This window comes from Streptomyces jeddahensis (assembly GCF_001642995.1).
GTDB classification, from domain to species: domain Bacteria; phylum Actinomycetota; class Actinomycetes; order Streptomycetales; family Streptomycetaceae; genus Streptomyces; species Streptomyces jeddahensis.
Genome location: NZ_LOHS01000051.1, coordinates 1 through 24,350, shown reverse-complemented (window position 1 = coordinate 24,350; position 24,350 = coordinate 1). Strand labels below are relative to the sequence as shown.

At 69.3% G+C, this 24,350-nt stretch carries 18 protein-coding genes and 1 other RNA gene; 8 read left to right on the top strand and 11 right to left on the bottom strand.

Annotated features, from left to right (window positions below; translation table 11 throughout):
• Positions 1–121: 121 nt before the first annotated feature.
• The 4 genes from STSP_RS07235 to STSP_RS07220 form a co-directional block, all read right to left on the bottom strand.
• Positions 122–1,429: an acyltransferase family protein gene (locus STSP_RS07235; protein WP_078066951.1), complete on the bottom strand. Its 1,308-nt coding sequence runs from the start codon at positions 1,427–1,429 to the stop codon at positions 122–124.
• Positions 1,426–3,600, bottom strand: a complete 2,175-nt coding sequence (locus STSP_RS07230; protein WP_067273673.1) for a glycosyltransferase — start codon at positions 3,598–3,600, stop codon at positions 1,426–1,428. Before STSP_RS07230 ends, STSP_RS07235 begins: the two co-directional genes overlap by 4 nt.
• A complete protein-coding gene (locus STSP_RS07225; protein ID WP_157902786.1) occupies positions 3,601–4,806 on the bottom strand; it encodes a hypothetical protein in 1,206 nt (401 codons plus the stop codon).
• Positions 4,807–4,954: 148 nt separating this feature from the next.
• Positions 4,955–5,956 (bottom strand): LysR family transcriptional regulator, encoded by a 1,002-nt coding sequence (locus tag STSP_RS07220; RefSeq protein WP_067273668.1) that lies wholly within the window; start codon positions 5,954–5,956, stop codon positions 4,955–4,957.
• Between the two features lie 84 nt (positions 5,957–6,040).
• On the opposite strand from STSP_RS07220, the gene STSP_RS07215 reads away from it, so the two are divergent.
• The 7 genes from STSP_RS07215 (at position 6,041) to STSP_RS07185 (ending at position 17,188) form a co-directional block, all read left to right on the top strand.
• Positions 6,041–7,408 carry an MFS transporter gene (locus STSP_RS07215; protein ID WP_067273665.1) on the top strand — a complete coding sequence of 456 codons (1,368 nt, stop codon included), beginning with the start codon at positions 6,041–6,043 and terminating at the stop codon, positions 7,406–7,408.
• 193 nt (positions 7,409–7,601) lie between these two features.
• Entirely contained in the window at positions 7,602–8,894 is a 1,293-nt protein-coding gene (locus tag STSP_RS07210; RefSeq protein ID WP_067273663.1) for an ABC transporter substrate-binding protein, read from the top strand.
• Positions 8,894–9,868, top strand: a complete 975-nt coding sequence (locus STSP_RS07205; protein WP_067273661.1) for a carbohydrate ABC transporter permease — start codon at positions 8,894–8,896, stop codon at positions 9,866–9,868. Before STSP_RS07210 ends, STSP_RS07205 begins: the two co-directional genes overlap by 1 nt.
• Before the next feature lie 53 nt (positions 9,869–9,921).
• The gene (locus STSP_RS07200; RefSeq protein WP_067273811.1) at positions 9,922–10,686 is read left to right on the top strand and encodes a carbohydrate ABC transporter permease; all 765 of its coding nucleotides are present in this window, start codon (positions 9,922–9,924) and stop codon (positions 10,684–10,686) included.
• A gap of 13 nt (positions 10,687–10,699) precedes the next feature.
• The gene (yicI, locus tag STSP_RS07195; protein WP_067273658.1) at positions 10,700–13,012 is read left to right on the top strand and encodes an alpha-xylosidase; all 2,313 of its coding nucleotides are present in this window, start codon (positions 10,700–10,702) and stop codon (positions 13,010–13,012) included.
• A 44-nt stretch (positions 13,013–13,056) separates the two neighbouring features.
• A complete protein-coding gene (locus STSP_RS07190; protein WP_067273656.1) occupies positions 13,057–14,067 on the top strand; it encodes a LacI family DNA-binding transcriptional regulator in 1,011 nt (336 codons plus the stop codon).
• Positions 14,068–14,242: 175 nt separating this feature from the next.
• Positions 14,243–17,188 (top strand): glycoside hydrolase family 3 protein, encoded by a 2,946-nt coding sequence (locus tag STSP_RS07185; RefSeq protein ID WP_232789549.1) that lies wholly within the window; start codon positions 14,243–14,245, stop codon positions 17,186–17,188.
• A 212-nt stretch (positions 17,189–17,400) separates the two neighbouring features.
• Here STSP_RS07185 and ssrA read toward each other — a convergent pair.
• From ssrA to ftsE, 5 genes are all read right to left on the bottom strand, one after another.
• Positions 17,401–17,769, bottom strand: a transfer-messenger RNA (tmRNA) gene (gene ssrA, locus STSP_RS07180).
• Between the two features lie 162 nt (positions 17,770–17,931).
• Positions 17,932–18,411, bottom strand: coding sequence for an SsrA-binding protein SmpB (smpB, locus tag STSP_RS07175; protein WP_067273654.1), 480 nt, complete (start codon positions 18,409–18,411; stop codon positions 17,932–17,934).
• A gap of 18 nt (positions 18,412–18,429) precedes the next feature.
• Positions 18,430–19,605 (bottom strand): S41 family peptidase, encoded by a 1,176-nt coding sequence (locus STSP_RS07170; RefSeq protein WP_067273652.1) that lies wholly within the window; start codon positions 19,603–19,605, stop codon positions 18,430–18,432.
• 68 nt (positions 19,606–19,673) lie between these two features.
• Complete coding sequence (gene ftsX, locus STSP_RS07165; protein ID WP_067273650.1) at positions 19,674–20,591, bottom strand: permease-like cell division protein FtsX; 918 nt, start codon at positions 20,589–20,591, stop codon at positions 19,674–19,676.
• A 48-nt stretch (positions 20,592–20,639) separates the two neighbouring features.
• Positions 20,640–21,329 carry a cell division ATP-binding protein FtsE gene (ftsE, locus tag STSP_RS07160; RefSeq protein WP_067273647.1) on the bottom strand — a complete coding sequence of 230 codons (690 nt, stop codon included), beginning with the start codon at positions 21,327–21,329 and terminating at the stop codon, positions 20,640–20,642.
• A gap of 319 nt (positions 21,330–21,648) precedes the next feature.
• Here ftsE and STSP_RS07155 point away from each other — a divergent pair, with 319 nt between their 5' ends.
• Positions 21,649–21,840, top strand: coding sequence for a hypothetical protein (locus STSP_RS07155; RefSeq protein ID WP_067273646.1), 192 nt, complete (start codon positions 21,649–21,651; stop codon positions 21,838–21,840).
• A gap of 213 nt (positions 21,841–22,053) precedes the next feature.
• Here the strand turns inward: STSP_RS07155 and STSP_RS07150 are convergent, their stop codons facing one another.
• Entirely contained in the window at positions 22,054–22,647 is a 594-nt protein-coding gene (locus STSP_RS07150; RefSeq protein ID WP_067273643.1) for a hypothetical protein, read from the bottom strand.
• Positions 22,648–22,939: 292 nt separating this feature from the next.
• Entirely contained in the window at positions 22,940–24,046 is a 1,107-nt protein-coding gene (gene prfB, locus STSP_RS07145; protein WP_067273642.1) for a peptide chain release factor 2, read from the bottom strand.
• Positions 24,047–24,350: the final 304 nt, after the last annotated feature.

Here is a 24,350-nt window from a genome sequence, read left to right as displayed (position 1 = left end):
CTTTGCTCTCACCCCGGCCAGGTCGGGGAAGTGAGGGTTTTGCCGTGGATCATGACGGCTTGGCCGCGGGCCCTGCCCTCGGTCTCGTATTCCTCTGCGAGCGCCACATTCACGGCGGACGCTACCGCGCCCGTGTCCGCGGCTTCGCCGCCGTCTTCGTCGCACCGTTCGGCCACAGCCGCGGCCGCCGCTTGGCCGCAAGGTCCTCCAGCCAGCCCACGGCCAGGATCGCCGCGCCTATCAGGGGCCAGACGAGCGCGAACATCCACAGCGAGTACGTCGTGTCCAGCGCCGCGTACATGCGGTCGTTCATGAACGGGAGGTCGTACGCCAGGTCGATGATCGGGACCGTGGCCATGATCAGCATGTTGTGCCAGAGGTAGATCGTCACCGCTCGGTTGTTGGACAGGGTGACGAGCTTGTCCCATGTCGCCAGGCGGCCCGGCAGTTGCTGCCACGACGGCGAGTAGACGAGCAGGATCACCACAAAGCCGAAGGACCAGGTGGCCTGGGCGAGCGGGATGTCGTTGAGGTCCCAGCCGTCCGGGCCGAGGTGGCCGGAGGCCCACCACAGGCCGAAGGCCATGATGAGCGACGAGCACGAGACCGCCATGTAGCGGGGGATCTTCTGCAGGTGGCCCTCGTGGTGGGCGAAGCCCAGGACCCAGCAGCTGCCGAACACCGCGAAGTCCGTGACCGCGTTGCCCGTCTCACCGGGGATCTTCACCAGACCCGTCCCCACCACCGCCGTCAGCGCCAGCGGGGCCAGCAGCGTCACCCACGGCACGCGGCGGAACGCCCACAGCAGCAGCGGGGACGCGATCACGAACCACAGGTACGCGCGCAGGTACCACAGCGGGCCCGCCGCCTGGGCAGGCCACGTGTCCTCGAGGAGGCCCGCCTTGTCACCGAGATGCCACGGGAACGGCGGGGCACCGATCGGGACGACGTAGTTGAACAGGCTCGCCCAGCCCCAGGTGCCGCCGTGGTCGGGATCGGTGCCCGGGTTCCAGCCGCCCGCGAAGAGCAGCACGAGCACCGCCGCGCTGAACGCCCACATGGGGGGCAGGAGCCGGCGGACACGGCCCCGGATCACACTCAGCGCCGGGCGGCCCAGTGAGCGGGCCATGAGCGAGCCGGCCAGCGCGAACATCACGCCCATCGAGGGGAACAGGATCGTCAGCCATGCCCAGCCGAAGAGGTGGTAGACGACGACGCGGACCAGCGCGATGGAACGCAGCAGGTCCAGATAGCGGTCGCGGCCCGGCTTCTTGGGTGCCTCGGCTGCCTTGGGCGCGTCGGCTGCCATAGGCGCCTCGGCCGACGCGTACGCAGAAGACGCCTGTTCAGGAGTCCACGGCATCTCTTCAGGGCTCGGCGGCACCTGCTCAGGGCTCGGCGGATACGGAATCCCATACGGATGCGTCATGCCACTGGCCTCCGATCACCGCTGCTGCCCGTCCTCTGCTGGGGGACGGACACGGCGCCGGGCGCCGCCTCCACCACTCCGGTGCGCCGGAGTTTCTGCCAGCGCAGCCGGCCTCCGGTGAGGGCGGTGATCCAGGACTGGAGGAGGACCACGTACATGAGCTGCCGGTACAGGATCTGCTGGAGCGGCAGGGATACCAGATGGGTCATGCGCTCGCGGTCGAGCCGGAAGGCGTAGGCCGCGCAGACGGCCTGGATCCCGAGGACGCCGAGCCAGGCGCCGACGGTCTTCTGCGTGGGGCCGAAGACCAGCCCGTACAGCAGGAAGACGTCGATGAGCGGCGCGAGCAGCGGGGCGAGCACCATGAACAGCGACACCAGGGGCAGGCCGACGCGGCCGAAGCGGCCGGACGGGCCGCGTTCGATGAGCGCCCTGCGGTGCTTCCAGATCGCCTGCATCGTGCCGTACGACCAGCGGTAGCGCTGGGACCACAACTGCTGGACGGACTCGGGGGCCTCGGTCCAGGCGCGGGCGTTCTCCGCGTAGACGACGCGCCAGCCGTCGCGGTGCATCGCCATGGTGATGTCGGTGTCCTCGGCGAGCGTGTCGTCGCTCATGCCGCCGACCCGCTCGAGCGCCGTCCGCCGGAAGGCGCCCACCGCTCCGGGGATGGTGGGCATGCAGCGCAGCATGTCGTACATACGGCGGTCGAGGTTGAAGCCCATCACGTACTCGATGTGCTGCCAGGCGCCGATGAGCGAGTCCTTGTTGCCCACCTTCGCGTTGCCTGCGACGGCGCCGACGCGCGGGTCGCCGAAGGGCTGCACCAGCTCACGGACGGTGGACGGCTCGAAGACCGTGTCGCCGTCCATCATCACGACGATGTCGTGACGGGCGTTGGCCAGGCCGCGGTTGAGCGCCGCGGGCTTGCCGGCGTTGAGCTGGCGCACCACGCGGACGTTCGGCATGCGCATGTCCTCGACGATGCGGGCCGTGCCGTCGCTGGAACCGTCGTCGATGACGATCACTTCGATGGGGTGGTCGCTCTGCGCCAGCGAGTTCACCGTGTTCCGGATGCACTTGGCCTCGTTGTACGCGGGGACCAGCACCGACACCGGTTCGGTGACCGGCGGGCCCCAGCGGAAGCCGCGCCGCCGCACGCGCCGGGCGTGCACGGCGGACAGGACGAGCATGAGGCCGAAGCGGGTGATGACGAGGAAGCCGATCACCGCGAGGCCGACGACGAGGACGCCGGTCACGTTCTCGGACGCCTCGACCAGGTACACCCACGCCTTGCCCTTCCACAGGTCGAGGCCGGTCACGGGCGTGTGGGCGCTCGGTGCGTCCAGGGCTTCGGTGAGGTTGGCGAACTCGTACCCTTTCGCCTGCAGTTCGGGCAGGAAGCGGTCGAGCGCGGCCACGGTCTGCGAGCGGTCGCCGCCGGAGTCGTGCATCAGCACGATGGCGCCCTGGTGGCCCTTCGGCGTGGCCCGGCGGATGATCTCGTCGACGCCCGGGCGCCGCCAGTCCTCGCTGTCGGTGTTGTTGACGACGGTGATGTACCCACGGCCGCCGATGTACTCGGTGACGGGCCACGACGCGTTGTCCATGGCGGCGGAGAACGACGAATAGGGAGGGCGGAAGAGCGACGTGCGGATACCGGCGGCGCCGGCGAGCGCGAGCTGGTTCTGCGACAGCTCCCAGTCGATCCGGCGCTGGGACTGGTACGAGAGGTCGGGGTGGTTGAACGTGTGCAGACCGATCTCGTGGCCCTCCGCCACCATGCGCTGTACGAGCTCGGGATAGCGGGAGACCATCGTCCCGGTGACGAAGAAGACGGCGTGCGCGTCGTGTTCGGCCAGCACGTCGAGGACCTTGGGGGTCCACACCGGGTCGGGCCCGTCGTCGAAGGTCAGCACGAGGCGGCGGTCCGGCACGCTCAGCGTGGCGGCCTGGCCGCTGCGCGTGTCGATGACCGGACCGCCCCTGAGGACCTCGTCCGGCACCTTGTCGGCGGCCACCGGCGGGCGGACGCGGTGGTCGGCGAGGATCTCGCTGTGCACGTAGCCGCGGAGCATCAGCATCGCGAGCAGCGCGACGAGGATCAGCGAGGGCAGCAGGTAGCGCATGGGCAGCCTGCGGCGTTGCGGACTGCGTGAGCGGGAGGTCATTTACAGGGTGCTTTCCGAGGACGAGGGCGAGGAAGCGGAGGGTTCGGCGGGGCTGCCGGGGTCCAGCTCGACGGGGGCCTCCCCTATCGGGCTCTCCGCCACGGTGTCGGTGCCGTCGTCCTCGCCGCTGGACGGCGTCGGCTCGGTGGACGGCTCGCCGGTGTCCGTCGGTTCGGGGTCGACCGGATCGGTCGTGGGGCCGCCTCCGGTCGGATCGGGGCCGGGACCGGGATCATCGGAGGTGGTGTCCTGCGGGTCCGGCTCGTTGCTCGTCGTGGGGTCGGGGTCGGCGGACTCCCCCGGCTTGCTGGCGCTTGCGCTGGGGTCGGGCGAGGCGCTGGCGCTGTCCCCTGGAGACGCCGTGATGCCGTCGGTGCCCGAGGGCAGCACGTCAGGTGCTGTGCCCGCCGAGTCGGACGGGCTCGCGGTGTCGGCGGGCAGCGGTGAGGGCTCCACCTGGCTCGCCGGTTTGCCGTCGTCCTTCTGACCGGTGATCGGCAGCCAGGGCGCGCTCGAGTTGCCCGAGAGCAGGGTGGCCACGATGACCACCGCGTAGACCGCGCAGACCGTGCCGACGGCGATGCCTATCCGGCGCAGCGTACGGCTGCGGCGTCCGGAGTCGTCGACGAAGACCGGGACCTCGTGACCGCGCTGCTTCTCCTGGACGGTCAGCCGGCCCTCGTCGTACCCGATGGCGTCGAGCTGGACGGTGACCTCGTTGGGGTCATGGGCGTGGGCGAGGAGGAGGTCCTCTCCGGACCGCTCTCCATGACCGCCACGGTCCGGTCCATGACCGACACGGTCCGGCTGCCCGGTCGGGGCGCCCCGCAAGCCGCTGCCGTCCTGTGGCTCCCGGCCTCCCCCAAACTCTCGGCTTCGCTCGAGCAGGGGGGACCCCCGGCGAAACCAGTCTTCGGCCGTCCGCCCGGCATCGCTCGCCGGGCCGCCGTGCGACGGCTCAACGTCATCCGCCTGGCTGTCGCCGCGGGAGGGTTCGGCATCGTCCGCCCGGCCGCCGTCGCGGGACGGTGCGGCGTCATCCGCCTGGCCGTCGTCGCGCGACGGTTCGGCATCGTCCGATCGGCCGTCGTCGCGCGACGGTTCGGCGTCGTTCGCCCGGCCTTCGGCCTCCGGCCGTTCCGGGTCGTCCGACTCTCCGGAGTCCTCCGACAGTTGGGCGTCTTCCCGCCACTTGTCCACGCGCACGCACTTCCCCCCAGGGACCGATCCGGGTGCGCGTACGACTCCGGGCACCTGCCGTCGGATCGGGCCCCCACCCGATCCGAGCGCCCCCCTATCACACTGCGCCCGGACCATGAATGTAGCGCACCGGAGTGACAGTCGTACCGCTGAGTCAGTCCTGGCTCACCATGACGAGGGCGTCCGCGGCTGGAATCCATCCGTCCGTGGGCCGGCGAAGCCAACCGTGCCGCGTCGCCAGAGTCGCCGCGGCCTCGCGCAGAGCGTCAAGAGCCGGATGTACCAGGCCCTTTGGCCACACCAGTGACACGGGCGACAGCGGGACGGGGTCGACGAGGGGCCGGAGCACGGTGCCGGGCATGGGCGGGAAATCCACCACGGCCAGTACCGGGTTGCGGTATTTCGCCATGATCCGCTGGAACTCCTCGGCGCCCACCGCCAGCGGTGCGGGCGGCGCGACCTCGATGCCGCGGCCCTCGAAGAGCCGGTACGCCAGGTCGGTCCACTCCGGTGTGCGGGGGTTGCCCGCGCCCGCGTACACGGTCTCGCCCGCGAGCTCGTCGAGTGGCACCGCCTCGTGCTCGGCCAGCGGGTGGTCGGTCGGCAGGATGACCGCCATCGGTTCGTAGCTGACGGGCTGCTGCGCGAGGCGGCCTCGTAGCGCGGGGGCGAGACCGGCGTACCGCCCGAAGGACGCGTCGAGGCGCCCGGCGAGCATCTCGGCCGCGGCGCCGGTGAGGCCGCTCTCGAAGCGGGCCATCAGCTCGCACTCGGGCACGAGTTCCCGGGCGTGCTCCAGGATCCGCCCGAAAACCAGGCCCGGGCTGTTGACGTCCACGAGCAGCGGCCGCCCCGGGTCCCCCGTCCCGCGGCGGAAGGCGGCGAGCAGCGCGTCCTGCGCCTCCAGCACGCGCCGCGCGTACGGGACGAGCCGCTCACCGTGGGCGGTCAGGGCGACCTGACGCGTCGTCCGCACGAAGAGATCGACACCCAACTCCCGTTCCAGGCGGCGGATGTCGCGGCTCAGGGCCTGCTGTGCGACGTACAGCCGGGCGGCGGCGCGGGTGAAGTGCAGTTCTTCCGCTACGGCGAGGAAGGCGCGGAGGAGGCGGGGGTCTGTCGCTGCGTTCGCGGACGGGGGTGTGGGGACGGGCACGCGGCGAATTTACAACGCAGGTGCGTCAATCGGCGTCGAGAAGGTGTTGGACCGCACGGGCCGCGGGCCAGCACCGTTTGATGCATGCCGCAACAACCTTCATCGCTGTTCCTGGCCGTCACCGGGGATTCCCTGATAGCGGCGGCGGTGCCGCCCGCACGCGACCTGGTGGACGACCGACCCCAACGAACCCGTTCAAGCGACGGGCGCCGCCCACGGCGGCGACGCGGGAGTCCGGTGAACCCGTACGCCCGTCTCTTCGCCATAACGGGCGCCCGCGCGTTCACCATCGGGAATCTCATGGCCCGGCTGCCCATGGGCATGTTCAGCGTGAGCGCCGTGATCATGATCGCCGGGTCACGCGGCTCGTACGCCCTCGCGGGAGCGGTGACGGCGACGGGGCTGGCCGCGACGGCCGTGGTCGCCCCCTGGACGGCGCGGCTCGTGGACCGCCTCGGGCAGGCGCGGATCGCGTTGCCCGCAACGGCCCTCGCGGTGCTCGGGAGCCTCGCCCTGCTGCTGTGCGTGCACTACGGAGCTCCCGACTGGACGCTCTTCGCCGCGTACGCCGCGACCGCCACCACACCCAACACCGGTGCCATGTCCCGCGCCCGATGGTCCCACCTGCTCAAGGGCGACGAGAAGGCGCTGCACGCCGCCAACTCCTTCGAACAGGCCGCGGACGAGCTCTGCTTCATGCTCGGGCCCGTACTCGCCGCCTTCCTCTGCGGCACGTTGTTCCCGGAGGCGGGCACCCTGGTCGGCGCGGTGCTGCTGATGACCGGGATGCTCGTCTTCGCGGCCCAGCGCTCGACGGAGCCGCCGCCCCGTCCGCGTACCGCCGCCAGGACCGCGTCGCCCCTCCGGGCGCGCGGGATGCCGCCCCTGCTCGTCGCGTTCCTCGCGATGGGTGCGGTCTTCGGCTCGATGGAGGTCGTGACGATCGCGTTCGCGGATGCACAGGGACACAAGGCGGCCGCGGGTGTGGTGCTCGCGCTGCAGGCGGCCGGTTCGTGCGCGGCCGGGCTGCTGTACGGAGCGACGCGGCCGGTGGGCCCGGCGAATCGTCGCTTCCCGCTGTGCGTGGCCGCGATGACGGCCCTCATGTGCCTGCCCCTGCTGGCGGCCGCGCTCACCGGATCCCTGGTGGCACTCGCCGTCTCGCTGCTGATCGCCGGGATGGCGACGGCCCCGACGATGGTCACCGGGATGACGCTGGTGCAGAGCCGCACCCCTGACGACCGGTTGAACGAGGGCATGACCCTCGCGGTGACCGCCCTGCTCGGCGGCATCGCGTGCGGCTCGGCCGCCGGCGGCTGGGCGGTGGAGCGGGTGTCGGCCACGGCGGGGTACGGGGTGCCGGTCGCCGCGGCCGCGGCAGCGCTGCTGGTCGCACTGGCGTCGGCACCACTGACCCGGGCAAGGCGCCATGCGACCGCTCGCACATCCTGATCACGTCCCGGCAGAAATTCCCGTCCAGCCCATTGACGCCCCCACAGCGCGCACATAGGTTCCCGCATCGAAGCGCTTCGACGAAGATCGTCGAAACGATTCGACGATCCAGGCCGAATTCGACGGCATTCGACAGCCCGGCGTCATGCGATCCACCCGCAAGTGATCTTCCCACTCCCTTCGGAGGCACTGGATGTTGACGGCACGAAGGCGTGCGGCGGCGGTGGCGGCTGCGGTTCTTTCGGGAACCCTGCTCCTGGCCTCCTGCGGCGAATCGGACAGCGGTTCGTCCGACGCGAAGACCCTCACACTCTGGCATTACGAGGCCCCAGAAAGCGCAATGGGCCAGGCCTGGAACGAGGCGATCAAGGAATTTGAGAAGACCCATCCCGGTGTGAAGGTGCGCTACGAGGAGAAAGGCTTCGAGCAGATCCAGAAGACCGCCCCGATGGTGCTCAACTCGGACGACGCGCCCGATCTCATGGAGTACAACAAGGGCAACGCGACGGCCGGTCTGCTCTCCAAGCAGGGGCTGCTCACCGATATGACGGCCGAGGTCGAGAAGCGCGGGTGGGACAAGCTGATCGCGCCGAGCGTCCGCACGACCAGCCAGTACGACGCCAAGGGCGTCATGGGGTCCGGCAACTGGTACGGCGTGCCGAACTACGCCGAGTACACGATGGTCTACTACAACAAGGACCTCTTCAAGAAGTACGGCATCGCCGAGCCGAAGACCCTCGACGATCTCACCAAGGCCATGGACACCTTCGTCGGGAAGGGAATCACTCCGCTCGCCAACGCGGGCGCGGAGTACCCGGCGCAGCAGTACCTCTACCAGCTCGCACTCTCCAAGGCCGACCGCTCCTGGGTCGATTCCTATGAGCTCTACAAGGGCAAGACGGACTTCCACGACCCCGCCTGGACCTATGCCGCGGAAACCTTCGCGGACTGGGTGAAGAAGGGCTACATAGCGAAGAGTTCGAGCGGCACCAAGGCCGAGGACGCGGGCGTCGCGTTCATGTCCGGCAAGAATCCCATCTTCTTTTCCGGCAGTTGGTGGTTCGGCCGCTTCAAGGAGGAGATCAAGTTCGACTGGGGCACGTTCCTGTGGCCCGATTCGAAGATGACGCTGGGCTCGGGCGGAAATCTCTGGGTGGTGCCGAAGGGCGCCAAGAACAAGGATCTCGCCTACGACTTCATCGACATCACGATGAAGAAGAAGTACCAGAACCTGCTCGGCAACAAGGGCGGTGTCCCGGTCGCGGCCGACGCGTCCGCCATCACCGACGAGCAGTCCAAGGCCCTCATCGAGAACTTCAACACGCTGTCCGCGAATGACGGTCTGGCCTTCTACCCGGACTGGCCCGTCCCCGGCTTCTACGACGTCCTCGTCTCCGAGACGCAGAAGCTCATCACGGGCAAGGCCACGCCGGACGCGTATCTCGACGCGCTGCAGAAGGCCTACGACGACGGTGTGCCGCAGTAATGACCGTGCTCGCCGAACGGAGCGGCGGGGGCCGGGCGACCGGTAAGTCCCGGACCACCCGGCCCCCGTACCGCCCCCGCCGCAACTCGTACGCGCTGTTCCTGCTCCCCGGAGCCCTCGCGTTCCTCGCAGTCGTCGTCCTGCCGTTCCTGATGAACACCGGTGTGAGCTTCACGGACTGGCAGGGCGTGGGGACGCCGAAGTGGACGGGGCTCGACAACTACCGCCGGCTCCTCGAGGACGACGCGTTCTGGGAGTCGTTCCGGCACAGCCTGGCGATGGTCGTGGCGATGGCGGTCATCCCGACCGCGATCGGCCTCGTTCTCGCCGCCGCCCTCTTCGACTTCGTCGCCAAGCACTTCGGTGCGAAGACGGCGGCCGTCCTGCGGGCCTGCTTCTATCTGCCGCAGGTGCTGCCGATCGCGGTCGCGGGCATCGTATGGAGCTGGATCCTCGCGCCCGAGAACGGCTCGCTGAACGAGCTGCTGAAGGCGGTCGGCCTCGGCTCGCTCCAGCAGGACTGGCTCGGCGATCCCGACATCGCGCTCTACAGCGTCATGGGCGTGATGGTCTGGGTGCAGATCGGCTTCCCGCTGGTGGTGTTCATGTCCGGGCTGCAGCGCGTCGATCCGCAGCTGTACGAGGCCGCCGAGCTGGACGGCGCCGGCTGGTGGCAGCGGTTCTGGCACGTCACGCTGCCGCAGATCCGGCCGGAGATCTACGTCGTGCTGCTGTGGTGCACGATCGCCGCGCTCAAGGTGTTCGGCGCCGTGTACGTCCTCACGAAGGGCGGTCCCGGCGGGGCCACCAACGTCCCCTCGTACTTCTCCTTCCAGAACTTCTTCGAGAAGACGCAGGTCGGATACGGCTCGGCGGTCGCCACCGTGCTGACCGTGATCATCCTGGCGCTGGCCCTGGTCGGCCTGCGTCTGCAGACCCGCGCTGAGGACGCGGAGGAGGGGGTGGCCCGGTGACCGCCGTGCGCAGATACCCGGTGCTGGCCGCTCTCTTCATCGGCGCCGTCTTCATGGTCCTGCCGTTCCTGATCGTCGCGGTCAACGCCGTCAAGTCGCCCGCCGAGTACTCCGCGAACGGCCCGCTCAGCCTGCCCGACGGCCTCTACCTCGACGGCCTGAAGGACTTCTGGGAGCGGGTCGACTTCGGGCAGAAGCTGGTCAACTCGGTGCTGATCAGCGGGGCGGTGGCGGTCGGCGCGGTCGTCCTGTCGGTCCTCAACGCGTACGCGATCGGCATCGGCCGGATCAAGGGCCGCCCCTGGGTGCTCGCCTTCTTCGTACTGGCGAACATGCTGCCGCAGGAGGCCCTGGTCTACCCCGTCTACTACCTGTCCAAGGAAGCCGGCCTCTACGACACCCGGCTCAGCGTGATCATCGTCTTCGTCGTCATCCAGTCGGCCTTCGGGACGTATCTGCTGTCGTCGATCCTCGGCCAGTTCCCGCGCGAGATCATCGAGGCGGCGCAGATCGACGGGGCGAACAAGTGGCAGGTCCTGTGGCGGATCGTCGTCCCGGTCAGCCGCCCCACCATGGGTGTGCTGATGGTCCTGTTCTTCATCTGGACCTGGAACGAGTTCCTGCTGCCGCTGGTCATGCTGATCTCCAACGACAACCAGACGGTGTCGGTGGCGCTCGGCGTCCTCCAGGGCCAGCGCCTGATGGACGCCACGATGACGAACGCGGCCGCGCTGCTGGGCGTCCTGCCCGCCATCGTCTTCTTCCTCGTCTTCCAGCGGACGCTCACCCGCGGCATCGCCGTCGGTGCCGTCAAGTAAGGGGTACGGAGCCTTGAAATTCACGGACGGCTACTGGTTGCTGCGCGAAGGGGTCACCGCCGCCTACCCGGTCCAGGTGCTCGACGTCGCATCCGAAGAGCCCGGCACCCTGCAGATCCACGCCCCGACCCAGCCCATCCGCCACCGCGGTGACCTGCTGAAGGGACCGGTCGTGACCATCAGCGCGCACGCCCCGATGCCCGACGTCATCGGTGTCACGCTCACCCACTTCGAGGGCGAGGAGGAGCGGGGACCCCGCTTCACGGTGAACACCGAGGACTTCGGCTCGCACGTCTCGTACGACGAGGAGCACGCCGTGCTGACGGCGGGCGCGCTGTCCGTGCGCGTGGCCCGCACCGGCCCCTGGCACGTCGACTTCCTGGCGGGCGGCCGGACGCTGACCACCAGCGGCATCAAGGCCATGGGCATCATGCGGGACGCGGACGGCGGCCACTATCTGCGGGAGCAGCTGAACCTCACCGTCGGCACCTCGGTGTTCGGGCTCGGCGAGCGCTTCGGGCCGCTCGTCAAGAACGGCCAGGTCGTCGACATGTGGAACGCGGACGGCGGCACCGCCACCGAACAGGCCTACAAGAACGTGCCGTTCTACCTCACGGACGCGGGCTACGGCGTCTTCGTCGACCACCCCGGCAAGGTCTCCTTCGAGGTCGGCTCGGAGGTCGTCTCACGCGTCCAGTTCAGCGCCGAGAGCCAGCAGCTGACGTACTACGTGATCTACGGGCCGACGCCGAAGGAGATCCTGCACAAGTACACGGCGCTCACCGGCCGGCCCGCACTGCCGCCCGCCTGGTCGTTCGGGCTGTGGCTGTCCACGTCCTTCACCACCTCCTACGACGAGAAGACGGTGTCGTCGTTCATCGACGGCATGCGCGAGCGCGATCTGCCGTTGTCCGTCTTCCACTTCGACTGCTTCTGGATGCGCGAGTTCCAGTGGTGCGACTTCCAGTGGGATCCGCGGGTCTTCCCCGATCCGGCGGGCATGCTGACCCGGCTGAAGGAGCGGGGGCTGCGGATCTGCGTATGGATCAATCCGTACATCGCGCAGCGGTCGCCGCTCTTCGCGGAGGGCAAGGCGCTCGGGCATCTGCTGAAGAAGCCCGACGGCAGTGTGTGGCAGTGGGACCTGTGGCAGCCGGGCATGGCGCTGGTCGACTTCACGAGCCCCGCCGCCCGTGACTGGTACGCGGCGAAGCTGGAGGCGCTGCTCGCTCAGGGCGTCGACTGCTTCAAGACGGACTTCGGCGAGCGCATCCCGGTCGATGTCGCCTACGCGGACGGCTCGGACCCCGAACGGATGCACAACTACTACACGTACCTCTACAACAAGACCGTCTTCGATGTGCTGCGCAAACACAAAGGCGAGGGCGAGGCCGTCGTCTTCGCGCGCTCGGCGACCGCGGGCAGCCAGCAGTTCCCGGTGCACTGGGGCGGCGACTGCGAGGCGACGTACGAGTCGATGGCCGAGTCGCTGCGCGGCGGTCTGTCGCTGGGCCTGTCCGGCTTCGGCTACTGGAGCCACGACATCGGCGGCTTCGAGGGGACGCCGACTCCCGCCCTGTTCAAGCGGTGGATCGCCTTCGGCCTGCTGTCCTCGCACAGCAGGCTGCACGGCTCGTCGTCGTACCGCGTGCCGTGGCTGTTCGACGAGGAGGCCGTGGACGTCCTGCGGCTGTTCACCAAGCTCAAGCTGCGGCTCATGCCGTATCTGTACGAGACGGCGCGCACCGCGCACGCCGAGGGCATCCCGATGATGCGGGCGATGGTGCTGGAGTTCCCGGACGATCCCGGGTGCGCGCATCTGGAGCGGCAGTACATGCTCGGCCCGGACCTGCTGGTCGCGCCCGTCTTCTCCGACGAGGGGGACGTGTCGTACTACGTGCCCGAGGGCACATGGACGCATTTCCTCACCGGCGAGACGGTCACCGGGCCGCGCTGGGTGCGCGAGCGGCACGGCTTCCTCAGCGCGCCCGTGCTGGTGCGGCCGGGCGCGGTGATCCCGGTGGGCGCGGTGGACGACCGGCCCGACTACGCGTACGCGGACGGCGTGACCCTGCAGGCGTACGGCCTGAAGCCCGGGGCCCGGGTGACGGTACCCGTCGGCGACGTGACCTTCACCGTCGTACGGGAGGGCGACACGCTGCGCGCCTCGGCGAGCGACCCGGTGGCGCCCTGGCAGCTGTCGGCCGAGGGGCGGACGGCGCGGGCGGAGGCCGGCACCGGATTCCTCACATTGGAGCTTGACCAGGGCCTTTCAGGTACATCTGGCCCATCCGGCACATCCCGTACCTCCGGCAACCCCCAGTAGTCCGGGCGACGACTGACAGATATTCGACCGCTGAGGGGGATGTCTTGGTCAAGATCACAGATGTGGCGCGGCATGCCGGGGTGTCCCCCAGCACGGTCAGCTACGCGCTGAGCGGCAAGCGCCCGATATCCGAGGAGACCCGCAGGCGTATCGAGGCGTCCATCCGGGAGCTCGGCTACCGTCCGCACGCCGGGGCGCGGGCGCTCGCCAGCAGCCGCTCGAACGTGCTGGCGCTGGTGATCCCGCTGCGTACGGGCATCCATGTGCCGGTCGCCATGCAGTTCGCCGTCTCCGTGGTGACCAGCGCGCGGCAGCACGACCACGACGTGCTGCTGCTGACTCAGGAGGAGGGCGACGACGGGCTGCGGCGGGTCGCGGATTCGGCTCTCGTGGACGCGCTCATCGTCATGGACGTCCAACTCCGCGATTCCCGGCTGACGTTGCTGCGCGCGCTCGACCGGCCCTCGGTCCTCATCGGCTTCCCGGCCGAATCCGAGGGGCTCACCTGCATCGACCTGGACTTCGAGGCGGCGGGCCGTGCCTGCGTGGAGCATCTGGCGCTGCTCGGGCACCGCTGCGTGGGGCTCGTGGGGTCGCCTCCCGAGGTGTACGCACGGGAGACGGGCTTCGCCCAGCGGGTCGTCCAGGGCTTCACCGCCACGGCCCAACAACATGGCCTGACCTCGTCCTTCCACCCGTGCGAGGCGACCCCGGCCGCCGCCCGGCAGGTCGCGGCGCAGCTGCTGCGCGAGCAGCCGGCACTCACCGGGGTCGTCGTGCACAACGAGCCCGTCGTGGAACCGCTCATCGAGGCGTTCGAACAGCTGGGCCTGCGCGTGCCCCGCGATCTGTCCATCACCGCCATCTGCCCCGATGAGGTCGCCGAGCAGATCCGTATCCCCGTCACCTCGATCGCCATCCCGTCCGCCGAGATCGGGGCGCGGGCCGTGGAGCTGCTGATGCAGAAGCTCGACCGCGTAGCCGTGCCGAACGCCACGCTGCTCGCGCCGCGGCTGACGGCGCGTGCGAGTTCGGCGCCGAGGCCCGCCCACTGACCCCTGCCCACTGCCCCCCTGATCTTTCTGCCCGCCCCTGCTCTTTCTGCCCGGCGACCGTCCGCCGGGACCGTCGGACGGTGTCCGCCGGGACGGCTGGACGGTCGCCGCACTCCCCCCACGTACTCGCATCACTTCGCCCGCTGCAACAACGCACACCGAAGGAGCCGTACACGTGAGAGCCACCAGACAGCGCAGAGCACGAGCGAGACGTACAGCCATACCGACCCTGGCGCTGGCGCTGCTGGCCGGACTCGGCGCCACCACCGCCGGGCCCGCGGCGGCCGACGACCCGGCCTACCCCTTCCGCGATCCGCGGCTCTCCGTCGACCAGCGGGTGGACGACCTCCTCTCCCGCCTCACCCTCGACGAGAAGATCTCCCTGCTCCACCAGTACCAGCCCGCGATCCCCCGCCTCGGCATCCCGTCGTTCCGCACCGGCACCGAGGCCCTGCACGGCGTCGCGTGGCTCGGCAAGGCGACCGTCTTCCCACAGGCCGTCGGGCTCGCCTCCACCTGGGACCCCTCGCTGATCGAGAAAGTCGGCTCGGCGGTCGGCGACGAGGTCCGCGGCTTCCAGCAGGAGCGCCCGGCGGGCTGGGGCCTCAACGTGTGGGCGCCGGTGGCCAATCCGCTGCGCGACCCGCGCTGGGGCCGCAACGAGGAGGGCTACTCCGAGGACCCGTATCTGACGGGCAGCATGGCCACGGCCTACGGCACCGGCCTGACCGGCGGCGACCCAGACCACCTCAAGACGGCGCCCACGATCAAGCACTTCCTCGCCAACAACAACGAGATCCGCCGCGACACCACCTCGTCCGACCTGCGCCCGCGCGTCCTCAAGGAGTACGAGGAAGCGGCGTTCAAGCCCGCGATCGAGGCCGACGCGGTGACCGGCGTGATGACGTCGTACAACCTGGTCAACGGCCGCCCGGCGACGGTGACTCCGCTGCTCAACGACACCGTCCGCGGCTGGACGGACCGGGAGCTGCTGAACGTCACCGACGCCTGGGCGCCGGGCAACCTGGTGAACAGCCAGAAGTACTACGACACACAGGCCGAGGCCGACGCCGCCGCGCTGAAGGCGGGCATCGACAGCTTCACCGGGGACGACACCAACTCCGCGCCCACAACCACCGCGGTCAAGAACGCCCTGTCGAGCGGACTGCTCGAGGAGTCGGACATCGACGGGGCTGCCGGGCACATCCTGAACGTCCGCGTCCGGCTGGGCGAGTTCGACCCGGACGGCGGCCGCTACGGCAAGATCGACAAGTCGGTCGTCAACAGCCCGGCCCACCAGAAGCTCGCCCGCGAGGCCGCGGCCGACGCCATGGTGCTCCTGAAGAACCAGAACAAGGCCCTGCCGCTGAAGGCGTCGGAGACCAAGGAGGTCGCGGTCGTCGGCCCGCTCGCCGACATCCTCTACACCGACTGGTACTCGGGCACGCTGCCGTACGAGGTGACGCCGAAGGACGGCATCGCGAACAAGCTCGGGTCATCCGGTGACGTCACGAGCAGCGAGGCCGTCGACCGCATCGCGCTGAAGAACACGGAGACCGGCAAGTACGTCACCGCGGGCACGGACGCCGACGGCGAGGCGCTGAAGGAGAACGCCACGAGCGCCGGCACGGACGCGCAGTTCGACGCCTTCGACTGGGGCGCGGGTGTGCTGACGCTGCGCTCGGCCGCCAACGGCAAGTACGTCGGCTACAACTGGGCGAACTTCGTCAACGACCAGGCGCAGCCGGGCGGCTGGTTCGTCCAGCAGCAGTTCAAGCTGGAGAAGCAGGACGACGGGACGTATCTGCTGCGGTACGCGGGCTACGAGACCAGGGAGTCCTGGTGGTCGAACCCGGTCTACCTCGGCCCGACGGGCGACGACGGCACTCTCGGCCTGGTCGCCAAGGAGAACGCCGCGCACTACACCAAGGAGGTCGTCCGTAGCGGCGTCGACGAGGCCGTGGCGGCGGTGAAGGGCAAGGACGCGGCCGTCGTGGTCGTCGGCTCGATGCCCGCGATCAACGGCCGCGAGACCACCGACCGCACCGACATGGGCCTGGCGCCCGCGCAGGAAGCGCTGGTCAAGGCGGTGAAGGCGGCCAACCCGAACACGGTCGTGGTCGTCGAGACGAGCTACCCGACCACGCTCGGCGCCCTCCAGAAGGAGATCCCGGCCCTGCTGTGGACCACCCACGCGGGCCAGGAGACGGGCAACGCCCTCGCCGACGTCCTCTTCGGCGACGCCAACCCGGCGGGCCGCCTCACCCAGACCTGGTACCGGTCGGAGTCGGACCTCCCGTCGATCCTCGAGTACGACAACATCAAGTACGACCGCACCTACCAGTACTTCAAGGGCGACCCGCTGTACGCGTTCGGGTACGGCCTGTCGTACACGACGTTCGCATACGGCCAGGTCAAGGCGGTGAAGGACGGCTACGAGGTGGCGGTGACCAACACCGGCACACGGGCGGGCGACGAGGTCGTGCAGCTCTACACCCACCAGCGGGTCTCGCGCGACAAGCAGCCGCTCAAGCAGCTGAAGGCGTTCCAGCGGGTGTCGCTGAAGCCGGGCGACACGAAGACGGTGAAGCTCAAGGTCGCGACGAAGGACCTCGCGCACTGGGACGTGACGCGCTCCAAGTGGGTCGTGGAGACCGGCACGTACGACGTGCTCGTCGGCGCCTCGGCCGAGGACATCCGCACCCGGACGTCGGTGAAGGTCAAGGGCGAGACCATCCCGCCCCGGGACCTCGCCAAGACGACCCGCGCGGAGAACTTCGACGACTACGAGGGCATCCGCCTCGTCGACGAGTCGAAGGCGCGCGGCACCGCTGTGGGCGCCACGGAGAACGGGGCGTGGCTGAAGTTCGCCGACGCGCAGCTCGCCGCGGGCGCGGATGAGTTCACCGCACGTGTGGCTGGAGTGGCCCCCGGGACCATCGAGATCCGTCTCGGCTCCCCGACCGGCACACTCGTCGGCACGGCGAAGACGTCCGGCACCGGCTCGACGTACGCGTACGAGACGGTGACAGCCGAACTGTCGGCCGCCGCGAAGGGCCGCCAGGACGTGTACCTGGTGCTCGGCGAGGGCCTGCGGCTGGCGACGTTCTCGCTGCGCTGACCGGCACGAACGGCCGACCACCCCCGGGTGTCCCGGGGGCGGTCGGCCGGCTTCACTTCGGCCGGCGACGCGGGCGGGGCGCCGACAGAGGTGGGTGTCCACGGTATGGGGGTGCGGGTGGCGAAGCCCCCGCAACGCGCGGCGAAGCCGCGCACAAACGACGAAGGCGACGCGGCCCCCGCTTCCGGGGGCACACGTCGCCTCTCGCCTTCTCGTGGAGATGGCGGGAATCGAACCCGCGTCCAACGGTGCGGAACCAGGGCTTCTCCGTGTGCAGTCCGCTTCGCTTTTCTCGGCCCCGGAGATCACGCGAACAAGTCTCCGACGGGCTCAGTCACTGTTTGGTTTCCCTCTTCACCCCGTGACCGGGATCAAGGTTTAGTCCCCTAGCTGATGCCAGGATCCGGGTCGGGAACAGCCCCGGGCTGACACTTCGCGAGTCGCTACTTAGGCAGCGAGGGCGAAGGAATCGCGCTTGGTTTCGGCGATTATTTTTTTCGGCCTGTGGTTTACGAGATCATGGCCGCTTCCTCGACACGCTTCCCCTGCTTCGACAGCCGCTGTCGAAACCGATCATCCCCATGTTCATTAATCAATGCGCGCCCCTGCAGGTCAGGAGCTTGCCCCCACTGTGAGGGGCAGGTGTCATCGTACGTGACCAACGCCCGAGGGTGCCAGCCTATTCCCGCGCCGACGCCCGAGCGTGCCGCCTGTTCCCGGCCCGCGGTGCGCCCCCGCGGCGCTCAGGCCCGCTGCCGCCGCCGGACCGCCGACATCGCCCGCTCCGCCTCACGGCGGTCCTGCTTCTCGCGCAGGGTCTGCCGCTTGTCGTACTCCTTCTTGCCCTTCGCCAACGCGATCTCGATCTTGGCGCGGCCGTCCTTGAAGTACAGCGCAAGGGGCACGATCGTGTGACCAGTCTCCTGGGACTTCGAGTCCAGCTTCTCGATCTCCGCACGGTGCAGCAGCAGCTTCCGCTTGCGGCGTGCGCTGTGGTTGGTCCAGGTGCCCTGGCTGTACTCCGGCACGTGCACGTTGTGCAGCCACGCCTCGCCGCCGTCGAGCTGCACGAAGCCGTCCACCAGCGAGGCTCGCCCCTGGCGCAGCGACTTCACCTCGGTGCCCGTGAGGACCATGCCGGCCTCATAGGTGTCGATGATGTGGTAGTCGTGCCGCGCCTTCTTGTTCTGCGCGATCAGCTTGCGCCCTTTTTCCTTTGCCATAGTGCGGCCATTTTCGCACTACGAGGGGGATCCGAGGCCACTCAATACTGTCTCGGCCTGCTTCTGTGCGCCTTTGCCCGCCTCGAGGTCGGGTGTGATGCCCCGGCCGTCGACGGCGCGCCCGGACGGGGTGCGGTAGTGGCCGACCGTGAGCTCGGCGACGGAACCGCCCGGTAGCCGGCTCGGCATCTGCACGGAGCCCTTGCCGAAGGTCCGGGAGCCCACGACGATCGCGCGGCCGCGGTCCTGGAGGGCCCCCGCGAGAAGCTCGGCCGCGCTCATCGTGCCGCCGTCGACAAGCGCGACCACGGGTCTCTCGGTGTCGCCGCCGCGCTCCGCGTGCAGGGCATGCTCCTCGCCGCGCACGTCGTACGTCGCCACGAGCCCGCCGTCCAGGAACGCGGAGGCCGCCGTCGCCGCCTCGCTGACCAGGCCGCCGGAGTTGCCACGCAGGTCGAGGAGGATGCCGGCGCCGGCGGGAGCGTCGCGCACGGCGGACCGTACGCGGTCGCCAGTGCCCTTGGTGAAGGACGCGATCTTGATCAGCACGGCGCCGCCCCGGAGCTTCCGGACGGTGACGGAGTCCGTGGAGAGCAAGGCCCGGTGCAGGGTGACGCTCCACGCGCGCGTGCCCCGCTGCATACCGAGGGTCACGGGGCTGCCTGCGGCCGCGCTCTTCTCGTCGCCGCGCAGCAGGGCCACGACCTCGGTGGTGGGCCGGCCCGCTATGCGCTCTCCGTCGACGGTGCGCAGCCAGTCTCCCGCGCGGATGCCCGCCCGCTCGGCGGGTCCGCCGCTCTGGACGCGGGCCACCTGGATCCGCCCGTCCTCGGCGCGCCTGGCCCACAGCCCGACGCCGGTGTACTCGCCTTCGAGGGCCTGCTCGAACTTCTCGTACTCGTCGGGCGAGTAGACGGCGCCCCAGCGGTCCCCACTGCGGCTCACGGCCCGTTCTGCCGCCTCCGTGACGTTCTTGCCGTCGGCCATCGCCTCGGCCGCGGCCTCGGTCACGGCCTGCTCGTGCGCAGCGGAGACCGAACCGAGGGAGCCGGAGGCGGACTTACGGGACTGACCGGGCTCGGTGTTCCAGGAACCGGTGGCGACACCGGTGGCCAGCACGCCGGCGAAGACCAATGTCAGGGCCGCCCCGCGGCGCACGCGGTGGGGCTTGGGGAACAGGTCAAGACCTGACATGACGGTGAGTCTAGGACAACCCAGAGCGCCGCACGGTGCGTTGGACCGCGCGGCGCCCGGGTCATGCGTCACACCTTCAGGTACTTGCGCAACGCGAAGAACGCCGCCAGTGCCGGCATCAGCAGCCCGATCGCCAGGACGAGCGGCAGCTTGGCGAGCACGGCGTCCCAGCCGATGAAGTTGATGAGATTCAGTTTCTCGGAGAGCGCGAGGCCGTGGTCGATGATGAAGTACCGGCCCACGAGCAGCATCACGCAGGCGACCAGGCCGCCGATGGCGCCCGCGACCGCGGCCTCCATGATGAACGGCATCTGGATGTAGAAGCTGGAGGCGCCGACGAGCCGCATGATCCCGGTCTCGCGCCGCCTGCTGAAGGCCGACACACGCACCGTGTTGACGATCAGCATCAGCGCGACGACCAGCATGAGCGCCATCACCGCGAGCGCCGCCCAGTTCATGCCGTTGAGCAGCCCGAAGAGGTTGTCGAGGATGCCCTTCTGGTCCTGTACGGACTGGACACCGTCACGCCCGTTGAAGGCGGTCGCGATGACCTGGTACTTCTCCGGGTCCTTGAGCTTGACCCGGAACGACTCCTGCATCTGGTCCGGCGTGAGCGAACTGGCCAGCGGCGAGTCGCCGAACTGCTCCTTGTAGTGCTTGTAGGCCTCGTCGCTCGACTCGTACGTGACCTTCTCTACGACCGGCATCTCCTTCAGATCGCTTTCGATCTGCTTCTTCTGCTCGGTCGTGACCGCGCCCTTGGCGCAGTTGGGGTCCGACTCGGCGTCGCTCTTGTTGCAGAGGAAGATCGAGACGTTGACCTTGTCGTACCAGTAGCCCTTCATCGTGCTGACCTGGTCGCGCAGCAGCAGAGAACCGCCGAACAGCGCCAGCGAGAGGGCGACGGAGACGACGACCGCGAAGGTCATCGTGAGATTGCGGCGGAGACCGACGCCGATCTCCGACAGGACGAACTGGGCACGCATGGCGTCTACTCAGGCCTTTCCGTGGACAGGTGCTTCGAGCTCGGGCGGTCAGTGCTGGTAGCCGTACACGCCGCGTGCCTGGTCGCGGACGAGGCGGCCCTTCTCCAGCTCGATGACGCGCTTGCGCATCTGGTCCACGATGTTCTGGTCGTGGGTCGCCATCACGACGGTGGTGCCGGTCCGGTTGATGCGGTCGAGGAGCTTCATGATCCCGACGGAGGTCTGCGGGTCGAGGTTGCCCGTGGGCTCGTCGGCGATCAGCAGCTTGGGCCGGTTGACGAAGGCCCGCGCGATCGCGACGCGCTGCTGCTCACCACCCGACAGCTCACCGGGCATCCGGTCCTCCTTGCCGCCGAGCCCGACGAGGTCGAGCACCTGCGGCACGGACTTGCGGATCTCGCCGCGCGACTTGCCGATGACCTCCTGCGCGAACGCGACGTTCTCAGCGACCGTCTTGTTCGGCAGCAGCCGGAAGTCCTGGAAGACGGTCCCCAGCTGGCGGCGCATGTGGGGCACCTTCCAGTTGGACAGCCGCGCGAGGTCCTTGCCCAGGACGTGCACCTGTCCGTGGCTGGCGCGCTCCTCGCGCAGGACCAGCCGCAGAAAGGTGGACTTTCCAGAGCCGGAGGACCCGACCAGGAACACGAACTCGCCACGTTCGACCTCGAGGGACACATCCCTCAGAGCGGGGCGGGTCTGCTTGGGGTAGACCTTGGAGACGTTGTCGAATCGGATCACGGATGCACCACGGGTCGCCGGGGGTAGGTGACCGTGACCATACGCGAACCTGGCGCCGGGGCGCAGTCAGCGTGCTCACTTGCTCGCCGGTTGCACGATTTGTCACAGAACGGAACAGGCTGAATCCGGCAGGACGGGGCAGGATCCGAGGAGCCGCGCCGAAATCCGCGGAAGCTGGCACAGTGGTAGGGGGGAACTGCGGTCCACCGCGGACCGTTGTTCAGGTGAAGACATCGCAACCATCGACTGAGCAGACCCCGGCGGCAGACGACCAGCTCCGCGGGAGCGGCGCCGGTTCAGACGCAAGGAGGGCAAGCGCATGACCTACGACCGACTGGTGTGTGCGAACTGCGCTGCGCCCGTGAACGAAGGCCGCTGCCCCGTGTGCCGGGCGAACCGCGAGCGGATGCAGCAGGAGGGCCCGTTCGGGGGCCTCAACCCGATGGCGCTGATAGCGCTGCTCGCGGTGCTGATCGCGGCGGTGGCACTGCTGGCGCACCAGACCGCCTGATCACCGGTCGGTCACTCTGCGTCATCCTCACGGGAGGCGCCGGGGAGAGGCTGTCACCTGTCGCATACGTACCGTGATGGTGCACGTAGCGTCGCCAGACTAGGGCACGCAGCGTTACCACGGCAGGGCGTGCCGACGAGAAGGGCCCGGAGTCAGAAGCGCTCCGGGCCCTTGCCCGTATCAGCCGTCGTACGCGTACGACGTCGCCGTTGATCAGACGGCGGCGCGACCGCCCATGAGGCGCGGCAGCAGGCGGAAGCCGATACCGCCGGCGATCATGGTGGCGGCACCGATGACCAGGAAGGTGGTCTCGGCGGCACCCGTCTCGGCGAGCTCGCCCTCGTCCGTGGCCTGCTCGGAGCCGGTGTCCGTCAGCGCCTCCTTGCCCTCGTTCTGCTCGACGGGCTGGGAGCCGCCGTCCGGGTCGGTGTTGTCGTTGCCGCCACCGCCCTCGGTCGGGTCCTCGGTCGGCTCGGTGGGCTCGTCGGCCGGCTCGGCGGGGTCGGCCGGGTCCGCCGGGTCAGCCGGGTCGGCCGGGTCGGCCGGGTCGGCCGGATCCGCCGGGTCCGCCGGGTCGCCCGGGATACCGGTGTCGGACGGAGCCGGCTCCTCCGGCTCGTCGCCTGCCGGCGCGTTCACGTCGACGCCGATGCCGTCCTCACCGGCGTGCGCGTCCACGCCCACGACACCCAGGTCGACACCGACGTCGAGGGCCGAAGCGGCACCGGCGGCGGTCAGCGAAGCACCGGCGGCGATCACCGCACCGGCCGCTATGCGCGCCACACGGATCCGCGTCTTCTTGGTCATCTGCCTGCTACCCCCAGTAGCTGATCGTCAATGGAGCAGCGCCCGGGGCAGCGGCGGGGCAACTCGCTTGAGCAGGCCCCCTGTTCACACGCGCCCCAGAGATACGCATGCCGCGCGTTAGCCTTCCGATTTTTCACAGCAACGTCAAGGTCGTTGCGGGCGCGATGCCGGATATGAGCACGCTTGACCGCCGTAAGGACATGTGAGTGTGATGTAAAAGGCAGACAACCAGGTACAGAAAAGGCAACTGCCACTCAGCGAGCGGCAGTTGCCTTGTCGACAAATCGGCAGGTTATTTCTCCTGCTGCTTGCGCCAGCGAATTCCGGCCTCCAGGAAGCCCTCGATCTCGCCGTTGAACACGGCCTCGGGGTTGCCGACTTCGTGCTCGGTCCGCAGGTCCTTGACCATCTGGTACGGGTGGAGGACATACGAACGCATCTGGTTGCCCCAGGAATTGCCGCCGTCGCCCTTGAGGGCGTCCATCTTGGCCTGCTCCTCCTGGCGGCGCCGCTCGAGCAGCTTCGCCTGCAGAACGTTCATGGCCGTGGCCTTGTTCTGGATCTGCGAGCGCTCGTTCTGGCAGGAGACGACGATGCCGGTCGGAATGTGCGTGATGCGCACCGCGGAGTCGGTGGTGTTGACGCCCTGACCACCGGGCCCGGAGGACCGGTAGACGTCGATCCGCAGCTCCGACTCGTCGATCTCGACGTGGTCGGACTGCTCCACGACGGGGAGCACCTCGACACCGGCGAAGGACGTCTGGCGACGGCCCTGGTTGTCGAAGGGCGAGATGCGCACGAGGCGGTGAGTGCCCTGCTCCACGGAGAGCGTTCCGTAGGCGTACGGCGCCTGGACGGCGAAGGTGGTCGACTTGATGCCGGCCTCTTCGGCGTACGACGTCTCGTAGACCTCGGTCTTGTAGCCCTTCTGCTCGGCCCAGCGCAGGTACATGCGCTGCAGCTTCTCGGCGAAGTCGGCGGCGTCGACGCCGCCGGCCTCCGCGCGGATGTTCACGAGCGCCTCACGGGCGTCGTACTCGCCCGAGAGGAGGGTCCGGACCTCCATCTCGTCCAGCGCCTTCCGGACGTCGGCCAGCTCCTGCTCGGCCTCCGCGCGGGTGTCGGGATCGTCCTCGGCCTCGGCGAGCTCGAAGAGCACACCGAGGTCGTCGATCCGTGCGCGGAGGGCCTCGGTCTTGCGGACCTCGGCCTGCAGGTGGGAGAGCCTGCTGGTGATCTTCTGCGCCTCGTCGGGGTTGTCCCACAGGGACGGCGCGGCCGCCTGCTCCTCGAGCACGGCGATGTCTGCCCTCAGCTTGTCGAGGTCCAGGACGGCCTCGATCGACTCCATGGTCGAGGAGAGGGACTTCAGCTCTTCGGATACATCGACGACTGCCACGCCCTCCAGCCTAACGGCTGGCGCAACGTTCGCTTTCCCCCTCTGACGGGGGTACGGGCCACTGCGTGGTGCACTGCATACAGACGGTGACCCTCCGTCGTGGGTTACGCCACCCCGTCGGGGTGCGGGTACCGGGCCAGGGCGCCCGCCGTCGTGGGTTGTGCCCACCCTCCCCCAGCTACCGCTGGGAGGTGCCCCCAGCCCTGCGGAACGATTGCCCACAACGGTAGCGGTCGCCCCCACCGGCCGGTAGCCGCCCGCGTGCCGAAGGGGACGTGGCGGGATGTGCGCCCGCAGCGGCTGG

Coding starts and splice junctions, on each gene's coding strand:
- STSP_RS07235 (WP_078066951.1), bottom strand. CDS start 1,429: ATGACGCATCCGTATGGGATTCCGTATCCGCCGAGCCCTGAGCAGGTG.
- STSP_RS07230 (WP_067273673.1), bottom strand. CDS start 3,600: ATGACCTCCCGCTCACGCAGTCCGCAACGCCGCAGGCTGCCCATGCGC.
- STSP_RS07150 (WP_067273643.1), bottom strand. CDS start 22,647: ATGACCAAGAAGACGCGGATCCGTGTGGCGCGCATAGCGGCCGGTGCG.
- STSP_RS07210 (WP_067273663.1), top strand. CDS start 7,602: ATGTTGACGGCACGAAGGCGTGCGGCGGCGGTGGCGGCTGCGGTTCTT.
- STSP_RS07205 (WP_067273661.1), top strand. CDS start 8,894: ATGACCGTGCTCGCCGAACGGAGCGGCGGGGGCCGGGCGACCGGTAAG.
- STSP_RS07215 (WP_067273665.1), top strand. CDS start 6,041: ATGCCGCAACAACCTTCATCGCTGTTCCTGGCCGTCACCGGGGATTCC.
- STSP_RS07155 (WP_067273646.1), top strand. CDS start 21,649: ATGACCTACGACCGACTGGTGTGTGCGAACTGCGCTGCGCCCGTGAAC.
- ftsX (WP_067273650.1), bottom strand. CDS start 20,591: ATGCGTGCCCAGTTCGTCCTGTCGGAGATCGGCGTCGGTCTCCGCCGC.
- STSP_RS07200 (WP_067273811.1), top strand. CDS start 9,922: ATGGTCCTGCCGTTCCTGATCGTCGCGGTCAACGCCGTCAAGTCGCCC.
- smpB (WP_067273654.1), bottom strand. CDS start 18,411: ATGGCAAAGGAAAAAGGGCGCAAGCTGATCGCGCAGAACAAGAAGGCG.
- STSP_RS07170 (WP_067273652.1), bottom strand. CDS start 19,605: ATGTCAGGTCTTGACCTGTTCCCCAAGCCCCACCGCGTGCGCCGCGGG.